The sequence below is a fragment of the Actinomadura sp. NPDC049753 genome (assembly GCF_040674655.1).
Lineage (GTDB): Bacteria > Actinomycetota > Actinomycetes > Streptosporangiales > Streptosporangiaceae > Spirillospora > Spirillospora verrucosospora.
This window is the reverse complement of sequence record NZ_JBFARL010000060.1, coordinates 1-19,631: the sequence shown is the minus strand read 5'-3', so window position 1 is coordinate 19,631 and position 19,631 is coordinate 1. Positions and strand designations below refer to the sequence as shown.

The 19,631-nt window shown below is 75.0% G+C and carries 16 protein-coding genes, 1 rRNA gene and 1 pseudogene; 3 read left to right on the top strand and 15 right to left on the bottom strand.

Annotated elements, in window-relative coordinates; all coding sequences use genetic code 11:
- Window positions 1-26: 26 nt before the first annotated feature.
- From AB0K37_RS17780 to AB0K37_RS17735, 10 genes and pseudogenes are all read right to left on the bottom strand, one after another.
- Window positions 27-1,031: a TerC family protein gene (locus AB0K37_RS17780; protein ID WP_363981804.1), complete on the bottom strand. Its 1,005-nt coding sequence runs from the start codon at window positions 1,029-1,031 to the stop codon at window positions 27-29.
- 226 nt (window positions 1,032-1,257) lie between these two features.
- A complete protein-coding gene (locus tag AB0K37_RS17775) occupies window positions 1,258-2,451 on the bottom strand; it encodes a glycosyltransferase family 4 protein (RefSeq protein WP_363981801.1) in 1,194 nt (397 codons plus the stop codon).
- Entirely contained in the window at window positions 2,444-4,060 is a 1,617-nt protein-coding gene (locus AB0K37_RS17770) for a lipid II flippase MurJ (protein ID WP_363981798.1), read from the bottom strand. Before AB0K37_RS17770 ends, AB0K37_RS17775 begins: the two co-directional genes overlap by 8 nt.
- A gap of 94 nt (window positions 4,061-4,154) precedes the next feature.
- Window positions 4,155-5,192 carry a hypothetical protein gene (locus AB0K37_RS17765; RefSeq protein ID WP_363981795.1) on the bottom strand — a complete coding sequence of 346 codons (1,038 nt, stop codon included), beginning with the start codon at window positions 5,190-5,192 and terminating at the stop codon, window positions 4,155-4,157.
- 4 nt (window positions 5,193-5,196) lie between these two features.
- Complete coding sequence (locus tag AB0K37_RS17760; RefSeq protein ID WP_363981792.1) at window positions 5,197-6,150, bottom strand: copper transporter; 954 nt, start codon at window positions 6,148-6,150, stop codon at window positions 5,197-5,199.
- Window positions 6,147-7,385, bottom strand: coding sequence for a putative cytokinetic ring protein SteA (gene steA, locus AB0K37_RS17755; RefSeq protein WP_363981789.1), 1,239 nt, complete (start codon window positions 7,383-7,385; stop codon window positions 6,147-6,149). Before steA ends, AB0K37_RS17760 begins: the two co-directional genes overlap by 4 nt.
- Window positions 7,386-7,537: 152 nt before the next feature.
- Window positions 7,538-9,244 (bottom strand): DNA repair protein RecN, encoded by a 1,707-nt coding sequence (recN, locus tag AB0K37_RS17750; RefSeq protein WP_363981786.1) that lies wholly within the window; start codon window positions 9,242-9,244, stop codon window positions 7,538-7,540.
- Between the two features lie 217 nt (window positions 9,245-9,461).
- A pseudogene (locus AB0K37_RS17745) lies at window positions 9,462-10,343 on the bottom strand (NAD kinase); the annotation flags it as partial.
- Between the two features lie 142 nt (window positions 10,344-10,485).
- Complete coding sequence (locus AB0K37_RS17740; RefSeq protein ID WP_363981783.1) at window positions 10,486-11,289, bottom strand: TlyA family RNA methyltransferase; 804 nt, start codon at window positions 11,287-11,289, stop codon at window positions 10,486-10,488.
- Entirely contained in the window at window positions 11,282-11,530 is a 249-nt protein-coding gene (locus AB0K37_RS17735) for a hypothetical protein (RefSeq protein WP_345187541.1), read from the bottom strand. Before AB0K37_RS17735 ends, AB0K37_RS17740 begins: the two co-directional genes overlap by 8 nt.
- Window positions 11,531-11,644: 114 nt before the next feature.
- On the opposite strand from AB0K37_RS17735, the gene AB0K37_RS17730 reads away from it, so the two are divergent.
- Window positions 11,645-11,986: an SCP2 sterol-binding domain-containing protein gene (locus AB0K37_RS17730; protein WP_363981779.1), complete on the top strand. Its 342-nt coding sequence runs from the start codon at window positions 11,645-11,647 to the stop codon at window positions 11,984-11,986.
- Window positions 11,987-12,031: 45 nt separating this feature from the next.
- Here AB0K37_RS17730 and AB0K37_RS17725 read toward each other — a convergent pair whose 3' ends face one another.
- Both AB0K37_RS17725 and AB0K37_RS17720 read right to left on the bottom strand, forming a co-directional pair.
- Window positions 12,032-13,033 carry an HAD-IIA family hydrolase gene (locus tag AB0K37_RS17725; RefSeq protein WP_363981851.1) on the bottom strand — a complete coding sequence of 334 codons (1,002 nt, stop codon included), beginning with the start codon at window positions 13,031-13,033 and terminating at the stop codon, window positions 12,032-12,034.
- Window positions 13,034-13,089: 56 nt separating this feature from the next.
- Entirely contained in the window at window positions 13,090-13,533 is a 444-nt protein-coding gene (locus AB0K37_RS17720; protein ID WP_363981776.1) for a tetratricopeptide repeat protein, read from the bottom strand.
- Window positions 13,534-13,605: 72 nt separating this feature from the next.
- Here AB0K37_RS17720 and AB0K37_RS17715 point away from each other — a divergent pair, with 72 nt between their 5' ends.
- Together AB0K37_RS17715 and AB0K37_RS17710 are read left to right on the top strand one after the other, a co-directional pair.
- Window positions 13,606-14,955, top strand: coding sequence for a DUF1015 domain-containing protein (locus tag AB0K37_RS17715; RefSeq protein ID WP_363981773.1), 1,350 nt, complete (start codon window positions 13,606-13,608; stop codon window positions 14,953-14,955).
- 7 nt (window positions 14,956-14,962) lie between these two features.
- The gene (locus tag AB0K37_RS17710) at window positions 14,963-15,901 is read left to right on the top strand and encodes an MBL fold metallo-hydrolase (protein WP_363981770.1); all 939 of its coding nucleotides are present in this window, start codon (window positions 14,963-14,965) and stop codon (window positions 15,899-15,901) included.
- A gap of 6 nt (window positions 15,902-15,907) precedes the next feature.
- On the opposite strand, the gene AB0K37_RS17705 is transcribed toward AB0K37_RS17710, so the two are convergent.
- From AB0K37_RS17705 to rrf, 3 genes are all read right to left on the bottom strand, one after another.
- Window positions 15,908-17,074, bottom strand: coding sequence for an alkaline phosphatase PhoX (locus tag AB0K37_RS17705; RefSeq protein WP_363981767.1), 1,167 nt, complete (start codon window positions 17,072-17,074; stop codon window positions 15,908-15,910).
- Window positions 17,075-17,179: 105 nt separating this feature from the next.
- The gene (locus tag AB0K37_RS17700; RefSeq protein WP_363981764.1) at window positions 17,180-18,067 is read right to left on the bottom strand and encodes a hypothetical protein; all 888 of its coding nucleotides are present in this window, start codon (window positions 18,065-18,067) and stop codon (window positions 17,180-17,182) included.
- A 1,470-nt stretch (window positions 18,068-19,537) separates the two neighbouring features.
- A 5S ribosomal RNA gene (gene rrf, locus AB0K37_RS17695) occupies window positions 19,538-19,631 on the bottom strand; the annotation flags it as partial.

Sequence of the window (19,631 nt, the reverse complement as noted above, 5' to 3'; positions counted from 1 at the left end):
GGATGATGGGGGGACGCGGTCCGATCTCAGCCCTCGCGTGTCGCGCCGGTCTCCGCCTCCGCGGCGGGCTCGGCCGCCGGGAGCGGCTCGCGGGACGCCCTGCGGCCCGCGGTGAGGCTCGCCACCGCGGTCGCGGCCAGCGTCCCCGCGATCACGGCGAGCGACAGCCAGATCGGGATGTCGGGGGCCCAGCCGACGCCGTACTCGTGCAGCGCGTGCAGGATCAGCTTGACGCCGATGAACCCGAGGATGAACGCCAGCCCGTGCCCGAGGTAGACGAGGCGGTCGGCGAGGCCGCCGAGCAGGAAGTACAGCTGGACGAGGCCCATCAGCGCGAACGCGTTGGCGGTGAAGACCAGGTACGGCTCGGTCGTCAGCCCGAAGATCGCGGGGATGGAGTCCAGCGCGAACAGCACGTCGGTGGAGCCGATCGCGATCATCACGATGGCCATCGGGGTGACCAGCCGGCGCCCGCCCCGCCTGGTGAGGAACCGGCTGCCGTCGTACTCGTCCGACGTCGGGATGACGCGCTTGGCCCAGCGCAGCAGCGCGTTCTCGTTGAACTCGTCATCGTCGCCACCGCGGACCAGGCCGATCGCCGTCCAGATGAGGAACGCGCCGAACAGGAAGAACACCCAGGTGAAGGTCGCGATGGCGGCGGCGCCGACCGCGATGAACGCGCCGCGCAGCACCAGGGCGATCACGATGCCCGCCATTAGCACCGTGTGCTGGGCGTGCTTGGGCACGGCGAACCGGGCGAGGATCACCATGAACACGAAGAGGTTGTCGACGCTGAGGCTCTTCTCCATGACGAAGCCGCCGAAGTACTGGGCGGCGTGCTCCCCGCCGGAGAAGACCCAGACGCCGAGGCCGAAGAGCACGGCGAGGCCGATGTAGACCACCGACCAGAACGCGGCGCGGCGAGTGGTGAACTCCCGCGTGTCGTTGCGGTGGATCAGGAACAGGTCGGCGGCGATGATCGCAAGGATCGCCGCGATGGTGAGGCCCCAGACAAGGGGTGAGACCGACAACGTGAACACCTCCGGCGGACATGAGACGAGCGCCGGAGGTCTCTCCCGCCCTGCGATCGGGTACGGGCCGCGGAACCCGGGCCGGCATGGGCCGACCGTACTGACGAGAACCGCGCGCGGGGATACTCCCCTCCGTTACCTGCTTCAACGCGGGCCGCGCCGGGCCGGTTCCCCTCCCCCGCGATTTTTCCGCGCCGTCTTCGAACCCGAGCGCCGGAAACCGCGTCTAAGGTCCGGTCAGCTCCAGGTACAGCCCCGCCAGCTGGTCGACGGCGTCGTCCTCGCCGGGCATTAGCGCCGACCGCCGGGCGGCGGCCGAGCCCAGCCGCGCCGCGAGCGCCGGGTCGTCCAGGACGCGGCTCACCGCGCGTCCGAGCGCCTCCGCGTCGTTCGGCGGCACCAGCAGCGCCGCGTCCGACTCGGGCCCCTGCAGCAGCGCGGCCCCCTCGCCCCGCTCCTCGGCGCCCACCATCCCGGGGATCCCGCCGACGCGGGTCGCGACCAGCGGCCGGCCCGCCCGCAGGATCTCCTGGACGACCAGCGGCTGCCCCTCCCACACGCTCGGCACGACCGCCACGTCGCAGGCGGCCAGCAGCCCGGCGACGTCGGAGCGGCGGCCGAGCAGCCGGACCGGCAGGTCCTCGGCCTCGATCCGGGCGCGCAGCTCGCCCTCCAGCGGCCCGTCGCCCGCGATCGCGACGAGCGGCGGCGGGGTCCGTCCTCCCCACGCCGCCGCGGCGTCCAGCAGCGTCGGCAGGCCCTTCTGCTCGGCGAGCCGGGCGACGGTGACGACCAGCGGCCGCTCCCCGACGCCGAGCTCGGCCCGCAGGTCGGCGCGGACGGCGGGACCGGGCGGCGCCTGCGGCGCGGGCGCCGGGACGACGGCGTGCCCGACCGACCGGGCGCCGAGGGCCCGCATCCGCTCCTCCAGATCGGGCGAGACACCGAGGACGCGGGTGGCGCCGCGGGCCACGACGCGTTCCAGCACCCCGTAGACCGCGGCCGTCCGGCCGCCGGCGATGACGGCGTTGTGGAGCGTGACGACCAGGGGCGGGCCGCCGCGGCCGAGGTGCAGCGGGCCCGGCACGACGCGCGCGCACGCCGCCACCGCGAGGCCGCCGGCGCGCAGGCCGTGGGCGTGGACGACGTCGGCGTCGCGCAGCAGCCGCCGCAGCCGGGCGACGGCTCTGGCGTCGCTCGCCGGGCGGGGCCGGTCGGCGAGGTCGACCTCGGCGAACCGGGCGCCGCCGGCGCCGAACCCGAACAGCCCGTCGGTGGCGGCGGGCCCGCACACCACAACGCGGGCGCCGCGCTCGACCAGGCCGTCGGCGACGGAACGGACGTGCCGGCCGACGCCGCCGGCGGCGGTGCCGAGGACGAGCGCGACGCGCAGCCCGTCCAGATCCTGCCTGTCAGACATTGCGGGTCACCTTCCGGGTGAGGACGGCCCGCAGGTCCCGGCCGTCGATCACGAATGCGATGATCAGGAAGACGGCGCCGGCGGCCAGCGCGGCGAGCGCCCCGGTCCCGACGTTGCGCAGTTCCCCGGCCGGGCCCGTCCCGCCGAGGCCGAGCAGCGCCGCCGTCGCGTACCCGGCGGCGCCGCCCGCGGCGGCGCCGAGCAGCCCGGCGGCCAGGGCCCGCGGCACGCCGCGCACGGCCGCGGCGCCCCTCGCGCGCACCAGCGTCACGAGCAGCAAGGCGCCGGCGACGGTCATCCCGGCGGCGTTGCCGACGCCGAGCGCCGCGACGACCCACTGCCGGTCGACCGACAGCACCAGCGCGACCTCCGCGACCATGACGACCCCCCAGCCCGCGACCACGGCGGCCGCGCCCATCCGCCCCCGGTGGCACGCGTACAGGACGCGGCCGAGGTGCGCGACGAGCCCGTAGCCGAGGAGGCCGGGCGCGAACGCGAGCACCGCGCGCGACAGCACCTCCTGCTGGTCGGGGTGGCCGGGGTTGAACACCGCCGCGGCGGGGACGGCGACGGCGGCCAGCGCGGCGGCCCCCAGGCACGACACCAGGATCACCGCGCGGGTGGTGGACGCGGTGACCTGGTTGAACCGGTCATGGTCCGCGGCGCTCATCCGGGCCGACAGCAGGGGGAACGCGCTGGTGGCGATCGGCACCGCGAGGATGGCCCACGGCAGCAGGTAGATCGCCCACGCGTACTGGTAGTTGGCGAGCGCGCCGCGGGTGCCCTGCGAGCTGAGCCGCACGATCAGCAGCGTCGCCAGCTGCTGCGCCGCGACCGTCGCGATCCCGGCCGCCGCGAGCCGCCGCACCCGCCGCGCCACCCCGTCCGGGAAGCGCAGGGTGGGCCGCAGCCGCAGGCGCAGCCGCCACGCGGCGACCCCGGCCGTGGCGGCCATCGCGACGCCGCCGAGCGCCGTGCCGATCGCCAGCGTCAGCTCGGCCCCGAGCGGGAGCCCGGCCAGGTCGTTCTCGAAGCCCCTGCCGAGCGGCGCGTAGACGACGTACGCGCCGATCACCACGAGGCTCGACACCAGCGGCGCGAGGGCGGGCGCGACGAACCGGCGGTGCGACTGCAGCAGCCCGTACAGCACGACCGCGATCCCGTACATCACCATCTGCACGGACTGGATCGCCAGCATGTCCCCGCCGACCCGCACGACGTCGCCGCGCGAGCATCCCTGCGGGTGCTCGGCCACCGCCAGCTCCATGAGGGGGTGGGCGAGCAGCGCCATCAGCGCCGACAGGGGCACCATCAGCACGACGATCCAGGTGAGCAGCGCCGACCCGGTCCGCCGGACCTCCTCGCGGTCGCCGCGCTCGGCGGGCCCGGCCAGCACCGGCACGACCATGCTCGCGAGCGCGCCGCCCGCGACGATCTCGTAGATGCTGCTCGGGAGCTGCGTGGCGCTGAAGTACGCCTGGCTGAGGCACGAGGTGGTGACGGTCTGGGAGAAGGCGTAGGTGCGTCCGAACCCGGCGAGCCGCGCCAGCACGGTGATGACCGCGATGACGACGGCGGCGCCGGCCAGCCCGCCGGTCAGCCGGCGCATTCCCGGCCGCCGCCGGGCCGGCGGTGGCGCTTCGGATGGGGGCACGGTAGGCGAAGGCACGCTCGTCGAGGTCTGCGGGGGGTCGTCCGGCGGGCTAGGCGGGGTCGGCGACGCCGTCGCCCGCCGGGTCGGCCTGCGGCGGGACGGCCGGGCGGTACGCGTCCTCGGTGTCGGGCTTCCCGCTCTCCCGCTCCCCGGTCCCCTGCTCCCCGGTCCCCTGCTCCCCGGTCTCCGGCTTCGCCGCCTCGGCGGGGGCCGGGGCGGGGACGGCGACCGGGCGCCGGCCGAGCATGTCGACGCGGTTCAGCACCGGGTTGCCCGCGATGACCTTGGTGAAGCTGACGAACTCGCTGGCGGCGTTCAGCCCGGCGACACCGGCCAGGACGGCGAGCCGCGGCCCGCGGCCGAGGCGGGTGGCGGCGAGGCCGAGCAGCGCGCCGAGCGCGTTGGCGCCGGTGTCGCCGAGCATGGCGCGCTCGCCGAGGTCCTCGGGCAGCAGCGCGGCGGCGGCGCCGAGCGGCGCGGCGACCACGGCGGAGCCGGAACGGGTCAGCGCCAGCGGCGTCCCGGCGATGAGGCCGACCTTCACGGCCCGCCCGGGGCGCAGGTCGAACAGGTTCATCAGGTTCGCGGAACCGGCGATGAGGGCGCCGTTGACCAGGGTGTCGAACGCGCGGCCCGTGCGGGTCGGGGCGGGCGATCCGGCGACGGCGGCGGCGGCCAGCCCGGTCGCGCCGATGCCGAGGATCTTCACCGCGCCGCTGGTCACCTCGCCGCGCGCGAGCGCGGTCAGATGGCCCTTGAAGCCGCGGGAGGACGCCGACCCGGCGAGGTCGTCGTAACCACCGAGGGCGCCGGAGCCGGCGCCGGCCAGCAGCGCGGCGGCGCGGACCCGGGCGGCGGCGCCGGGGGCGAGCAGCCCGGCCGCGGCGGCGCCCGCGACGAACGCGGGGCCCTCCAGCAGCGTGACCGGCTCGCCGCGGTGGTTGGTGCGGCCCCAGACCTGCTCGCCGGGCAGCCCGTTCAGGCCGGGCGGGCGCCGCGTCAGCGCGGTGTAGGCGGCGCGGGCCGCCACCGCGCCGAGGCCTGCGCCGGTCGCCAGCCGCGTGCTCCTGGCGATGCCTCGTCTCATCAGGTCACCCGTTCTTCGCCGTGGGCGCGGGCGAGGGCAGGTAGCCGTTCGCGCCGGCGCCCGTGCCGTACTGCCCGGACTTGCCGCCGATCTCGTTCTGCAGCGCCAGGATCGTGACGACCTGGCCGGCCGCGGTGTCCACCACGTCGACGGTGGAGACCGAGTCGGCGGCGTCGGAGTCGCGCAGCGCCGCGATCAGCCCGCCCTCCTGCGCGGAGGTCGGCGAGCCACCGACGACGCTACCGCGCCCGGCGCCGTCGAGTGCGGAGGCCAGCGAGATCAGTGCCTTGTTGTCGTCGCCTCCGCCGGCGTAGGCGTAGGGGGCGGCGGGCGCGACCATGACGGCGAGGGTGGCGTGCTGTCCGGGCTTGCCGCTGGTGGTGACGTATCCGGCCTGCTTGAAGCCGTTGAGGACGGCGCCTCCGGCGGCGTCCTCGCGGCCGGACTTGGCGGGGTCCTTGGTGACGAGCGCGCCCGCGAGGACCGCGCCGGCCTTGCCGTAGGCGCCCGCGTTCTCCGGGAACTTCACGTCGTCGGCCTTGAGCTGCGTGGCGAGCTCGTCGACCGTGGCCTGCTGGTCGTCGTCCAGGAGCTTCTTCTGGATCGTGACGCGTCCGGTGACGGCGGCGCCGGAGTCCTTGGCCAGCTGGCTGATCTGCTCGATGCTGTCGTTGCCGGCGCCGGGCGTCTCGATCAGCACCACGGACTGGCCCTTGAGCCGCCCGGCGACGATCTGGGGCGAGAGCGCCTTGGTGAACTGCTCCTCGCCGTCCAGCTGGTGCCGCAGGTCACGCTGCGCGACCCGCGCCTGCTGGGCGGACTTGGCGGCCGAGTTGGCCTGCTGGCGCAGGGTGTCGCTCACCGAGTTGGACAGCGTGGTGGAGCCCAGCACGATGCCGAGCGCCAGCGCGAGGAAGATCGCGACGATGGAGACGAGGTGGTAGCGGAAATCGATCACGTGAAGAGTCCGGTCAGCCAGAAGAGGAAGGCGTGCCAGCGGTCGGCGAGCAGGGGACTGATGACGTCCCCCGCCGGGGACATGGCGACGGCGGTGACGATGGCGATGAACGCGCCGAGGACGAGGAACAGCAGCGACCAGGTGGAGATCCGGCTGCGGTAGAGCCTGCTGACGCCCTTGGCGTCGACGAGCTTGCTGCCGACGCGGAGCCGGGTGAGGAACGTGCTGGCCATGCCGGCGCGCCCCTTGTCGAAGAACTCCTCCATGTTGGCGTGCGTGCCCACCGCGACGATCAGGGTGGCCCCCTTGTCGTCGGCGAGGAGCATCGCGATGTCCTCGCTGGTGGCGGCGGCGGGGAACACCACGGCGTCCTTGCCGAGCTCGTGCACGCGCTTCAGGCCCGGCGCGCGGCCGTCCCGGTAGGCGTGCACGACGAGCTCGGCGCCGCAGGTGAGCGCGTCGTCGGAGACCGAGTCCATGTCCCCGACGATCATGTCGGGGCGGTAGCCGGCCTCCAGCAGCGCGTCGGCGCCGCCGTCCACCCCGATCAGCACGGGGCGGTACTCGCGGATGTAGGGGCGCAGGGTCGCGATGTCCTCGCGGTAGTGGTAGCCGCGCACGACGATCAGGGCGTGCCGCCCGGAGATCCTGGTGGCCACCTCGGGGACGCCGACGCCGTCGATGAGCAGGTCGCGCTCGCGCTTGACGTACTCCATCGTGTTGGCGACGAACGCCTCCAGCTGGGAGGCGAGACCGGCCTTGGCCTCGGTCAGCGCCTCCTCGATGGACTCGGCGGTCTGCTCGGTGCCCTTGGCGACGACCTCCTCGCCCCGGTGGACGGCGGGCCCCTCGACGCGGACCTGGTCGCCCTCCTGAAGCTTGCTGAAGATCTCCGGGCCGACGTCGTCGAGCAGCGGGATGCCGGCCTCGATCAGGATCTGCGGCCCGAGGTTCGGGTACCGGCCCGAGATGCTGGGCGCGACGTTGACGACGGCTCCGACCTCGCGCGACACCAGCGCCTCGGCGCTGACGCGGTCGAGGTCGACGTGGTCGATCACCGCGACCTCGCCGGGCTGCAGCCGCTTGGTCAGGTCCTTGGTGCGGCGGTCGAGCCGCACCGTGGCGCTGATCCCGGGCCGCCCGTCGTCGCGGCCGCGGCCCAGCGTGAGGACGCGCCGGGGCAGCCTCTGGGCCAGCCGGGCGCGTCTCTCTGCGGTGGGTGACGACTCGTTCATCAACTGCCATCCTGCCAGAGCACGGGAGCGGACGCCGGAAACGCCGACACTCCAGGCGTGTCCGTTCGCGTACTCTCTGCAATCTTTGCCGGGGCGGGCGGCGGCCCGCCGCGGCGCCGGAGTGTGGACTGACCTCTGGGCCCCGGCCGCCGCTAGCGTTCCTCGGCGGCCATGGCGAGCAGCTCCTCGGCGTGCGCGCGTCCGAGCTCGGAGTCCTCCAGGCCGGCCAGCATCCGCGACAGCTCCCGGACGCGCCCCTCCCGGTCCAGGGCGGTGACGCCGCTGCTGGTGACGGTCCCGTCGTCGGACTTCTCCACCAGCAGGTGCTGGTCGGCGAACGCGGCGACCTGCGGCAGGTGCGTGACGACGATCACCTGGGCGTTGCGGGCCAGCCGCGCCAGCCGCCGCCCGATCTCCACCGCGGCCTTGCCGCCGACGCCCGCGTCGACCTCGTCGAACACGAACGTCGGGACGGGGTCGGCGCCCGCGAACACGACCTCGATCGCCAGCATCACGCGGGACAGCTCGCCGCCCGAGGCGCCCTTGTGCAGGGGCAACGGCGGCGACCCCGGGTGCGGGGCGAGCCGGACCTCGACCTCGTCGACGCCGTGCGGGCCGTAGTCGCCGGTCGGGGTGACGGTGACGGCGACGCGGGCGTGCGGCATCGCCAGCGCGGTCAGCTCCTCGGTGACGGCCTCGGAGAACCGCTCGGCGGCCCGGGTGCGCACCGCGGTCAGCTCCGCGGCCTCGGCGGCGAGCCGCTCGGTGAGCTCGGCGTGCTCGGAGCGCAGCTCGTCGATGCGGTCGTCGTCGCCCTCCAGCTCCGCGAGGCGAGACGCGGACCTGCGCGCCCACTCCAGGACCTCGGTGACCGTGCCGTCCGTCCCGCCGTACTTGCGGGTCAGGGCGGTCAGCTCGGCGCGGCGCTCCTGGACGGCCGCGAGCCGCGCCGGGTCGGCGTCCACGGACTCGGCGTAGGACGCCAGGTCGGTGCCGACGTCGGTGACGAGGTAGCCGGCCTCGGCGAGCCGGTCGGCGAGGCCCGCGAGCTCGGGGTCGTGGTCGCGGACGGCGTCCAGCGCGTTGCGGGCCTGCCCGAGCAGGCCGGTCACGTTCGCGGCCTCGAACGCGGCGGCGGGGTCGCCGAGCAGGGCCTCGTGGGCGGTGTCGGCGGCCCCGCGCAGCGCGTCGGCGTGCCCGAGGCGCTCCTCCTCGGCGGCGAGGTCGGTGTCCTCGCCGTCCTTGGGGTCGACCTTCTCGATCTCCTCCAGGCCGAAGCGGAGCAGCTCGGCCTCCTGGGCCCGCTCGCGCGCCCGTGTGGTCAGCTCCTCCAGCAGCGCGCTGACCTGGCGGTGCCGCTGGTAGGCCTTGGTGTAGGCGCGCATCGGCTTGGTCAGCGCGCCGCCCGCGTACCGGTCGAGCGCGCCGCGCTGCCGCGACGACTGCAGCAGCCGCTGCTGGTCGGACTGCCCGTGCACGGCGACCAGGTCGTCCGCCAGGGTGATCAGCACGCTGACGGGGACGGACCGGCCGCCGAGGAACGCGCGGGAGCGGCCCTCCGCCGACACCGAGCGCGTGACGATCAGGGCGCCGTCGTCCAGCTCGCCGCCGGCGTCCTCGACCCGCTCGACCACGCGGCCGCCGGGATCGACGACGATCCGGCCCTCCACCGTGGCGCGCCCCGCGCCGGGCCTGACCCGCTGAGGGTCGGCGCGGCCGCCGAACATCAGCCCGAGGCTGGTGACCACCATGGTCTTGCCCGCCCCGGTCTCCCCCGTCACCACGTTGAAGCCCGGCGACAGATCGAGCACGGCCTCGTCGATCACACCGAGGCCCTGGATCCGCACCTCATCGACCATCGGACGCACCAGCGTCACAACCCTCCGCAACCAGATCCCCGATCAGCGCCTGTGGAGATTATCCCCTCTGCCCGCCCGCCGCCTCCCCGTCCGGCCCCGGAGGCGCGCCCTCCGGCGGGAAGCCGGGGCCCGGGTAGCCCGCGATGCCGCCGGCCGCCGGGGCGTCCCCGACCTGGGAGTCCCCGAGCGGCGGGGACGGCCGGGACGGCTGGCGCACCCGCCCTCGCCAACCCGTCACGGGCAGCCCGAACTTGGTGACCAGCCGGTCGGTGAACGGGGTGAGGTGCAGCCGCGCGAGCCGCACCGGCTCGGCGCCGCGGCGGACCTCCACCCGCGCGCCGGGCGGCAGGTCGAGCGTGCGGCGCCCGTCGCACCACAGCACCGCGCGGGGCGTGTCGGGCAGCACCTCCACCGCGACCGAGGAGCGCGGCGAGACGACCAGCGGGCGCGCGAACAGCGAGTGCGCGCTGAGCGGCACGACGAGCATCGCCTCCACCTCCGGCCACACGACCGGGCCGCCGGCGGAGAACGCGTACGCGGTGGAGCCGGTCGGGGTGGCGCACACCACACCGTCGCAGCCCCAGTTGGACAGCGGCCGGCCGTCGATCTCGGCGACGACCTCCAGCATCCGCTCCCGCTCGGCCTTCTCGATGCTGGCCTCGTTCAGCGCCCACGTCGTGCCGAGGACCGTGCCGTTGCGGCGGGCGGTGACGTCGACGGTCATGCGCTCCTCGACGTCGTAGCGGCGGGTCACGACCCGGTCGACGGTGGCGGCGAGGTCCTCGCGCTCGGCCTCGGCGAGGAACCCGACGTGGCCGAGGTTGACCCCGAGCAGCGGCGTGCCGGAGCTGCGGGTGAGGTCGGCGGCGCGCAGCAGCGTCCCGTCGCCGCCGAGGACCATGACGACCTCGGCGTCGTCGGCGGCCGCGGCGGTGCTCGGCATGACCTCCACGCCCGCGCAGCCGATGTCGTCGGCCTCGCCGTCCAGGACCCGCACGCAGATCCCGGCCTCGCTGAGCCGCTCGATGACCAGCTGCGCGCTGCGGACCGCCTCGGGCCGCCCGGTGTGCGCCACGACCAGCACCGACCTTGTGCTCATGCTCTCGCCCCACTCCCCGACGCGCTCCGGCGTGCGGACGGCTGGACGAACGTCCCCGCGCGGGACGTTCCCGGTTTCGACGCCCTCTGTACGCTCTGTGGGCCCTGTACGCGCGGTGGGCCCTGTACGCGCTGTGCGACGCTCACTGCGGACCCTCCGCGATGGCCTTCGCCAGAGCCTCCTCCTCCAGCGGCGGGGCTCCCGCGCGCAGCCACAGGAAGTACTCCACGTTGCCGGACGGCCCCGGCAGCGGGCTCGCGGCCACCCCGAGGACGCCGAGGCCGAGCGTCGCCGCGTGCTCCGCCACGCCGCGCACCGCGTCGGCGCGCAGCAGCGGGTCGCGGACGACCCCGCCCGCGCCGACCCGGTCCTTGCCCACTTCGAACTGCGGCTTCACCATGACCGCGTAGTCGGCCTCGGGGACCGCGCACCGCTGGACCGGCCCGAGGACGAGCTTGAGCGAGATGAACGACAGGTCGCCGACGACGATGCTCGGCGGCGCGCCGTCGAGCATCTCCGGCTCCAGGTCGCGGATGTTGACCCGCTCCAGGACGGTGACCCGGTCGTCGGTCCGCAGCGACCAGGCGATCTGCCCGTACCCGACGTCGACCGCGTACACGTGCGCCGCGCCGGCGCGCAGCAGCACGTCGGTGAACCCGCCGGTCGAGGCGCCCGCGTCCAGGCAGACCCGGCCCCGGGCGTCCAGGCCCCCGAAGGCCTCCAGCGCGCCGGCGAGCTTGTGCCCGCCGCGCGAGACGTACTCCGGGCCGCCGCCGCCCTCGGCCACGACGATCGCGGCCCCGGCCTCGACCTGGGTGGCCGCCTTCGCCGCGGTCTGCCCGCCGACGCGGACCCGGCCGTCGCCGATCAGCTGCCCGGCCTGCTCGCGCGACCGGGCCAGCCCGCGGCGCACCAGCTCGGCGTCCAGGCGGCGCCGGCTACTCACGGGGGCGCAGGGCGTCGGGGAAGGCGGGCCGCGGCGGCGCGGGCCGCTCGTCCTGGCCGGCGGCCGCGAGGAGCTCCTGGAGCCGCTGGTGGACGTCCTCGAAGACCTCCACGTGCGCGGCGACGGGCCGCCCGCCGAGCTCGCCGAGGAGGGCGACGGCGGCGTCCACGCGCGGGTCGCCGGTCGGATCGGGCGGCGGCGCGGCCGGGAACTCCGGCTCCTCCGCGGCCTCGTCGGACATCACGTTTACCTCCCAGTGCTCCCGGAGCGCACGCGACGAGTCGCCTCCGGCTCACCATGAACGCTACCGTCCCTGAACGACATCGATGCCGGACGAACGGGGAACGGCCTGACCATGGCGAACGAGGAGGAGTGCCGTGCGGCGCTGGAGCGCGTCGCCGCGCGCCTGGCCGAGGTGGACGCCGACCGGCTCGCCGAGCACGTCGTCGAGCGCACGATCAGCTGCCGGGTCCCGGACCTCGGGGTGGCCTTCCGCAGCCGGCTGCACGGGGGCGGCCTCGACCCGTTCGAGCTGGACGAGGACCCCGGGGCCGCGCAGGTGCGCCTGACCGTCGACAGCGACGACCTCGTCGCCATGGCCTTCGACGAGCTGAACCCGGCCAAGGCGTGGAGCGCCGGCCGCCTGAAGATCGAGGCGAGCATCTTCGACCTCCTGCGGCTGCGCAAACTCCTCTGATCGGCGTCCGGCCCGCCCGCCGGCCCCCGGTCCAGGGCCCGGCCCTCAGAGCGAGAGCGTCTCCAGTGCGGCGGTGAAGGCCTCCGAAGGCGGCGGCTCCTCGGTCTCCCAGGCGGCGGACGCGAGGGCGCGGAGGCCGTCGTAGGGGTCGCCGGATCCGCTGAGGGCGAACGCGTCGCCGTCGCGGCGCGCGGTCCAGCCGCCGCACCGGTGCGCGCCGTCCTCCCTGACGGTCTCCGGATGCGGGACGAGGAGACCGGACAGGTCGGGCGCGAGGTAGGTGGGGCGCCGGTGGGGCGGGGCGGTGAGCGCCTGGAGGTGGCCGGTGACGCCGGTGAAGACGAGGAGGCTGTCGGCGCCGCCGTTGTGGGCGCCCTCGATGTCGGTGTCGAGGCGGTCGCCGACCACCAGCGGGCGCTCGGCGCCGGTGCGCAGGATCGACTCCTGGTGCAGCGGGCGCTCGGGCTTGCCGGTGACGATCGGCTCCACGCCGGTGGCCCCGCTGATCACACGGAGGAGGGCCCCGTTGCCGGGGTGGGGAGGTCCCTCGCCCCCGGGAATGGTCAGGTCGCCGTTGGAACCGACGAACAGCGCGCCCATGGCGACCGCCTGGGCGCCCTCGGACAGCAGCCCGTACCCGAGGTCGGGGTGGTAGCCCTGCACGACGGCGGGGGGACGCCCGGCCGCCGTCGACACCGGCCGCAGGCCCCGCTGGTAGAGGGCGTGGCGCAGCCCCATGCCGCCCACCACGAGCACCTCCGACCCGGCGGGCAGGCGTTCGGCGAGCAGCCGGGCGGCGGCCTGCGCGGAGGTCACCACGTCCGACGCCTCGGCGGGGACGCCGACCTCGGTGAGCAGCGCCGCCACCGCCGACGGCGTCCGCGACGCGTTGTTGGTCACGAACGCCAGCCGCTGCCCCGCCGCGCGCGCCTTGGCGAGCGACTCCGCCGCGGCGGGGACGGGCCGGCGGCCGACGTAGACGACCCCGTCCAGGTCGAGCAGGGCGACGTCGTACGCCTCGCTCAGGGGACGGTCGCTGCCTTTCATCGCGCTCCTCATGCCTGCGATCGTACGGGGATTGTTACCAGCGGGTAAGGCCCGGGTCAGCGCCGGGCCGCGAGGGTGGCCCTGGCGTGCCGCAACGCCCGCGCGTAGTCCTCGTTCTCCGGGCGCATGGCCGCGGCGAGCGCGAGATGCTCGACGGCGGCCTCGAAGTCGCCCATCCGGCTGAGCGACAGCCCGAGCCCGAACCGCGCGTAGTCCTCGGCGGGCTCCGCCTCCACGATCCCGCGGAAGCTCTCGGCGGCCGCGCCGAACTGCCGCGCCCCGAACTGGGCGCGGGCGAGCGCCTCCCGGATGCTGTGCGACTGCGGCTCGGCCTCGGCCGCCCTGGCCAGCAGCTGCAGCGCCGCCGCGGCGCTGCCCGCCCGCAGCAGCTCCAGGCCCCGCGTGTACCACTCGTAGACCCCGCCCTGCGGCGAGTCCGCATGCTCGCCCGGGTCGGCGCCTGGGGAATCCTCCGGCCGTCCGGGTCCTTGAGTACTCATGTGGACCTCCCCTCGGACATCGATCACTACGACCGTACCCGCCGCGGCGCCGGACGCCGTCCGCTGAATAGCATGCCCAGCGTGGACGACGACCTCTCCTCCGGTCTCGACCCGGAGGAGTTCAGCGCACGCGTCTTCGGGACGGCCGCCCCGCGCACGGGCGCGGGCCTGGAGCTGGCCCCGTTCCGCGGCGTCCGCTTCGTCCCCGAGGTGGCCGGCGACCCGGCGTCGGTGACCATGCCGCCCTACGACCTGATCGACGAGGCGGCGGCGCTGCGGCTGCTCGCCGAGGGCGGCCACAACATCATCCGGCTCAACCTCCCGCGCGCCGCCGGGGAGACCTACGACGCCGCCGGGCGGCGGCTGCGCCGCTGGCTGGACCGCGGCGCGCTCGCCGTCGACCCCGAACCGGCCCTGTACGTCTACGAGGCGGCCCGCGGCGGGACCGTCCTGCAGCGGGGGCTGATCGGCGGCCTCGGGCTCCGCGCGGAGTCCGACGGCGTCGTGCTGCCGCACGAGAACGTCTTCCCCGGCCCGGTCCGCGACCGGCTCGCCCTGATGGCGGCGGCGAACGCCAACCTGGAGCCGATCTTCCTGGTGTACGAGGGCGGCGGGGACGCGGCCGGCGTCGTCGACGGAGCCGTGGCCGGGGCCCCGCTGATGGAGTTCGACGCCGACGACGGGCTGACCCACCGCCTGTGGCGCGTCACCGATCCGGGCCTGCACGCGCGGGTGGCCGCCGACCTGCGCGGCAAGCAGGCGCTCATCGCGGACGGCCACCACCGCTACGCCACCTACCGCGCGCTCCAGGCGCGCCGCCACGCGGCGGGCGACGGCCCCGGCCCCTGGGACGCCGGGCTGGCGCTGCTGGTCGACTCGACGCGCTACCCGCCGCACCTGGGCGCCATCCACCGCGTGCTCCCCGGGCTCCGCCCGGACGTCGCGCTGGACAAGGCCGGCCAGGTCTTCACCGTGACCGGCTTCGCGGCCGAGGACGCGGCTCTGGACGCGCTCGCCCGCGCCGAGGGCCCCGCCTTCCTCCTCGGCGGCGGCGACTCCCTGCACCTGCTCACCCGCCCCGATCCGGACGCCCTGCGCGAGGCCATGCCGCCCGAGCACTCCCCCCGCTGGCGCGCCCTCGACACCGCCGTCCTCGACCATCTGCTGATCGGCGGGGTGTGGGGCGTCCCGGAGAACGAGAACGCCATCGAGGTGGTGCACGACGACCCGTCGGCGGCCATCGCCCGCGCCCGGCACAGCGGCGGGACGGCCGTGATCCTGAACCCCCTCAAGGTCGAGGACGTGCTGGCGGTCGCGGGCGGCGGCGAGCGCGTGCCGCGCAAGTCCACCTCGTTCGGTCCCAAGCCCCGCACCGGCCTCGTCCTGCGCCTTCTCGACCGGGACGGCCCGCAGGAGCCATGATCGGGGGATGGACACCACGACCACGATCACGCCGCTCGGCGGGGACGTCTACGAGATCGACACGCGGATGGCCGGCTACACCGGAATCACCGCCGGGTACCTGATCCTGTCCGACCGGCCATGCCTGGTGGAGCCGGGCACCTCCGGTTCGGCGCCCGTCGTCCAGGCCGCGCTGAGCGAGATGGGCGTGGGTCCGCACGACCTGGCGAGCGTGGTCGTGACGCACATCCACCTCGACCACGCGGGCGGCGTCGGCGACATCGCCGGCATGTACCCGCGCGCGGAGGTCGTCGTCCACGAGAAGGGCGCCCGGCACCTGGCGGACCCGTCCCGCCTCATGCGCAGCGCCCGCATGGTCTACGGGGACGGCCTCGACACCCTGTTCGGCGAGCTGAAGCCCACGGACGCGGCGCGGATCCGCGCCGTCGAGGACACCGGCGTGGTCGACCTCGGCGGCGGGCGGCGGCTGGAGTCGCACTACTCCCCCGGCCACGCCAAGCACCACGTCGGGCTGGTCGACTCGCGGACCGGCGACCTCTACGTGGGCGACGCCGCCGGGATCTACATCCCGGAGACGGCGGACGTGCGGCCCGCCACGCCGCCCCCGGACTTCGACCTCGACACGGCGCTGGAGTCGATCGGCCGGTTCCGGTCGCTGGGCCCGCAGCGGCTGCTGTTCGCTCACTACGGGCCCGTGCGGGAGGTCGAGGAGACGCTGGAGCGCTCGGCGGAGGAGCTGCGGATCTGGGTGGACGCCGTCAAGGACGCCCGCGACCAGGGCCTGGACCTCGACCACGCCGTCGCGATGGTCGTCGATCGCACCAAGGACCGCTACGCGTCCATGGCCGACGACGTCGACCCGGAGCTGGCCGCCAAGTACGAGATCCTCAACAGCGCCGAGAGCAACGTCGCCGGCATCATGCACGCCCTCGGCCGGCACGCCTAGGGCCCGTCAGCGGCGGAACGGGCCGGTCACCTCGAAGGTGTGGCCGTCCGTCCCCGCGACGAACCCGCTCTTGCCGCGCTGGGACGAGAAGTACAGGCGCGACCCGTCGGGGCTGAACGCCGTCCCGGTGATCTCCGACTCGTCGTGGCCGAGCACGCGCAGGAACGGCGTCACGATCCCCTCGGCGGTGATGAGGTTGATCTCCATGTTGTCGCCGTCCTCGGCGACGTAGAGGTCGCCGGACGCCGTGGCGGTCACCGCGTCGACCCCGTGCAGGGGCGCCTCGCCGCCGGTGACGAGGTCGTCGTCGTAGGCGATGTCCAGCCGCGCGGCGGCCGCGTCGTACGCCCAGACGCGGTTGTCGCCCTTGGTGGTGAAGTAGCAGACGCCGCGCGTGTAGTAGCAGCCCTCACCGCCGTGGAAGCGCATGGCGCCGTCCACCTGGTCCCGGGTCGGTGTGAGCCACACCTGCGGGTTCGGCACCTTCGCCCACTGGACGGGGCCCGTCCCGGAGCCCACGAGCACTTCGAGCGTCCCGGACGACAGGTCGCCCCAGGTCTGCGGCCGGAACCGGTAGAAGCAGCCGTCCGGTTGGTCCTCGGTGAGGTAGACGACCTTACGCTCGGGGTCGGACGCCGCCGCCTCGTGCTTGAAGCGGCCCAGCGCCGGCCGGGACACCGCCCCCTTCTGCCCGCGCGGGTCCGTCTCGTGGACGAGGCCGAGGTCGTGCTCCTCGCACGACAGCCACGTCCCCCACGGCGTCGCCCCTCCGGAGCAGTTCAGCGAGGTCCCGTTCAGGATCCGGTACGCCGACGTGACCTTCCCGGAGGCGTCGAACCGCATGGCCGACACCCCGCCGACGGCGGGCACCTCCGAGTTGCTGACGTAGATCCAGCCGTCCCCGTCGCGGAAGCACGCGCCCCCGTCGGGGGCCGGATGCCACGTGTACCTCGTCCCTTCGACGCGCTGGAGCGACCGCGCCACCACCCGGCTGGTGAACCCCTGCGGCAACTGCACCCCGTTGCCGTCCGCGGACAGCAGCGGCCCGTACGGGCTCGGTCCGGGCTGCGCGGGCCCCGATGCGAAGGCCCGCTGCCACAGGGCGCCCGAGAAGGCGGTCGTCCCGCCGGCGACGGCGGCGGCGCGCAGGAACGTGCGTCGGTCCAGGGGCATGGCAACTCCAAAGAGTCGGTCTCCGCCGGACGCATCCGGCGGCCCCCCGAACGGCGCGGTCCCGTGAATATCCGGGAAACCTACCCGCCAGTCAAGTAGCGGAGGTCAGTCCGCCTGCGGCCGCTCCTCGTCGACCTGCTTCGGCTCCAGGAAGACCGCCGGGGCCTGGGGCGCGCCCTCGTCCGGCGCGTCCGGCGCCTCGGGCTCGGCGGGCCTGAACGCGATGTCGGTCGCCGACGCCTCGGCGGGCTCCGCCTCCGCGGGCCCCGGCTCCTCCGCCTCCGCGGGTTCTTCCACCGGCGCCTCGGCGGCTTCCTCCGTCAGGACGTCGCCGGCGTCCTCTTCCTCATCCTCTTCCGTGTCGAGGATGTGGAGGCCTTCGAGCTCGGCGTACCGTTCGGCCGCGTCGGTGTCGCCGTCGCGGTCGGCCGCGGCGGCCCGCGCGAACCAGTCGGACGCCTCGTCCTCGCGGCCCGCCTCGACCAGTGCGTCCGCGTAGGCGTAGAACAGCCGCATCGACCACGGCCGGAGCCGCCGGTCGCGCAGCTCCGGAATCTGCAGGGTCACGACGGCCGCGTCGTGCTGGCCCATGTCGCGCCGCACGCCCGACTCCACGATGCGCAGCTCCACGCGCTCCGCGGGGTCGAGCTTCTCCGCCTCCGGCGACTTGATCACGTCGAGGGCGCGTTCGGGCCGCCCGAGACCGCGCTCGCAGTCGGCCATGACGGCCAGGTAGGAGGAGTCACCGGCGCCCAGCCGCCGCGCGGCCCGCAGCTCGGCGAGCGCCTCCGCCCACTCCCCCGCGTGGTAGGCCGCGATCCCGGCGGCCTCCCGCACGATCCCGACGCGGGACGCGAGCCGCCGCGCCGCCTTCGCGTGCCGGTAGGCCTGCTCGGGCTCGTCCTCGGCGAGGCGGCCCGCCATCACCAGGTGCCGGGCGACCTTCACCGCCAGGTCCTTCGGCAGCGTGCGCAGCTCCTCGCGCGCCTCCACGTCCAGCTCGTCGCCGGTGACGTCCTCGGGCAGCAGCGGATCGTCATGCTTCGGCGCCGGACGCTCGCGCTCCTCGTACCGCGCCGACCGGTCTCCGCGATCGCGAGGCGGCCCGTAGGAGCGTTCCCCGTCCTGGGGGCGCCTCGGTCCGCCGCGGCCCTTGAACGGCCTGTCGCGCTCTCCTGGACGTCCTTCGCGCTTGCCTTCGAACCGCCGCCCGCCCGGACGACGCTCCTCGCGCTCATCGCGGGGCCCTCTGAACGGACGATCCTGCGGACGCCCCTGGGAGCGACGCTCACCCTGGCCGCCGCGTCCCTGGAATCCTCCGGGCCGCCCTTCCCGGCGCGGCCCGCCGCCGCCCTGACCCGCGCGAGGCGCGCGGTTGTCAAAGGAACGGCCTTCGCGACGCTCGCCGCCCTCACCAGAGAACCGGTCGTCCCGGCGCTCGCCGCGCTGACCAGAGAACCGGTCGTCTCTACGCTCGCCGCGCGGTCCGGAGAAACGGCCTTCCCGGCGCTCACCCTGCCCCGAAAAACCACCTTCCCTGCGCTCACCGCGCGGACCGGAAAAGCGATTGTCCCTACGCTCACCGCGCGGGCCAGAGAAGCGACTGTCTCGACGCTCGCCGCCCTGGCCGCCGCGTCCCTGGAATCCTCCGGGCCGCCCTCCCCGGCGCGCCCCGCCGCCGCCCTGACCCCCACGAGGCGCGCGGTTGTCAAAAGAACGGCCTTCGCGACGCTCGCCGCCCTCACCAGAGAACCGGTCGTCCCTGCGCTCACCGCGCGGTCCGGAGAAACGGTTGTCTCGACGCTCGCCGCCCTGCCCCGAGAAACCGCCTTCCTTCCGCTCACCGCGCGGACCGGAAAAGCGATTGTCCCTACGCTCACCGCGCGGGCCAGAGAAGCGACTGTCTCGACGCTCGCCGCCCTGACCGGAGAAACGGCCCTCCTTGCGCTCACCGCGCTCACCAGAGAACCGGTCGTCTCTACGCTCACCGCGCGGACCGGAGAAGCGGTTGTCCTTGCGCTCGCCGCCCTGGCCGCCGAAGCGGCCCTCACGGGACTCGGGACGCCGCTCCTCGCGTCTGTCGTCAGACCGCTTGAACGGACGGCCAGGCTTGCGGTCATCGCGCTTACCTCGCGCGTCCCGCTCCTGCCTGTCCCCCGGACGGCCACGTCCGCCCTGGGAGCCGCCGGCGCGGAACCCCCCGCTGCGGGGGCCGGCGCTCTTGCGGGCCCCGGCCCCTCCTTGGCCGCCGCGGGCATCGCCCCCACGACGGGCCGGCGTGTCACGCCGCCCGTTGCCGCCACGCCGCTCGCGGCTGTCGTCGCTTCGGCCGTCCTCTTCCGCGCTCATCACGTCCGTCACTGTTCTTGGTGGTTCGGTGGAGTCTTCAGCCTACTTCGGCCGGCCCACGACATGCGTCGAGGGCCGCCCCGGAAATTCCAGGGCGACCCTCGACCAATTCATGTCCGGCGGCGTCCTACTCTCCCACACGGTCTCCCATGCAGTACCATCGGCGCTGAAGGGCTTAACTTCCGGGTTCGGGATGGGACCGGGTGTT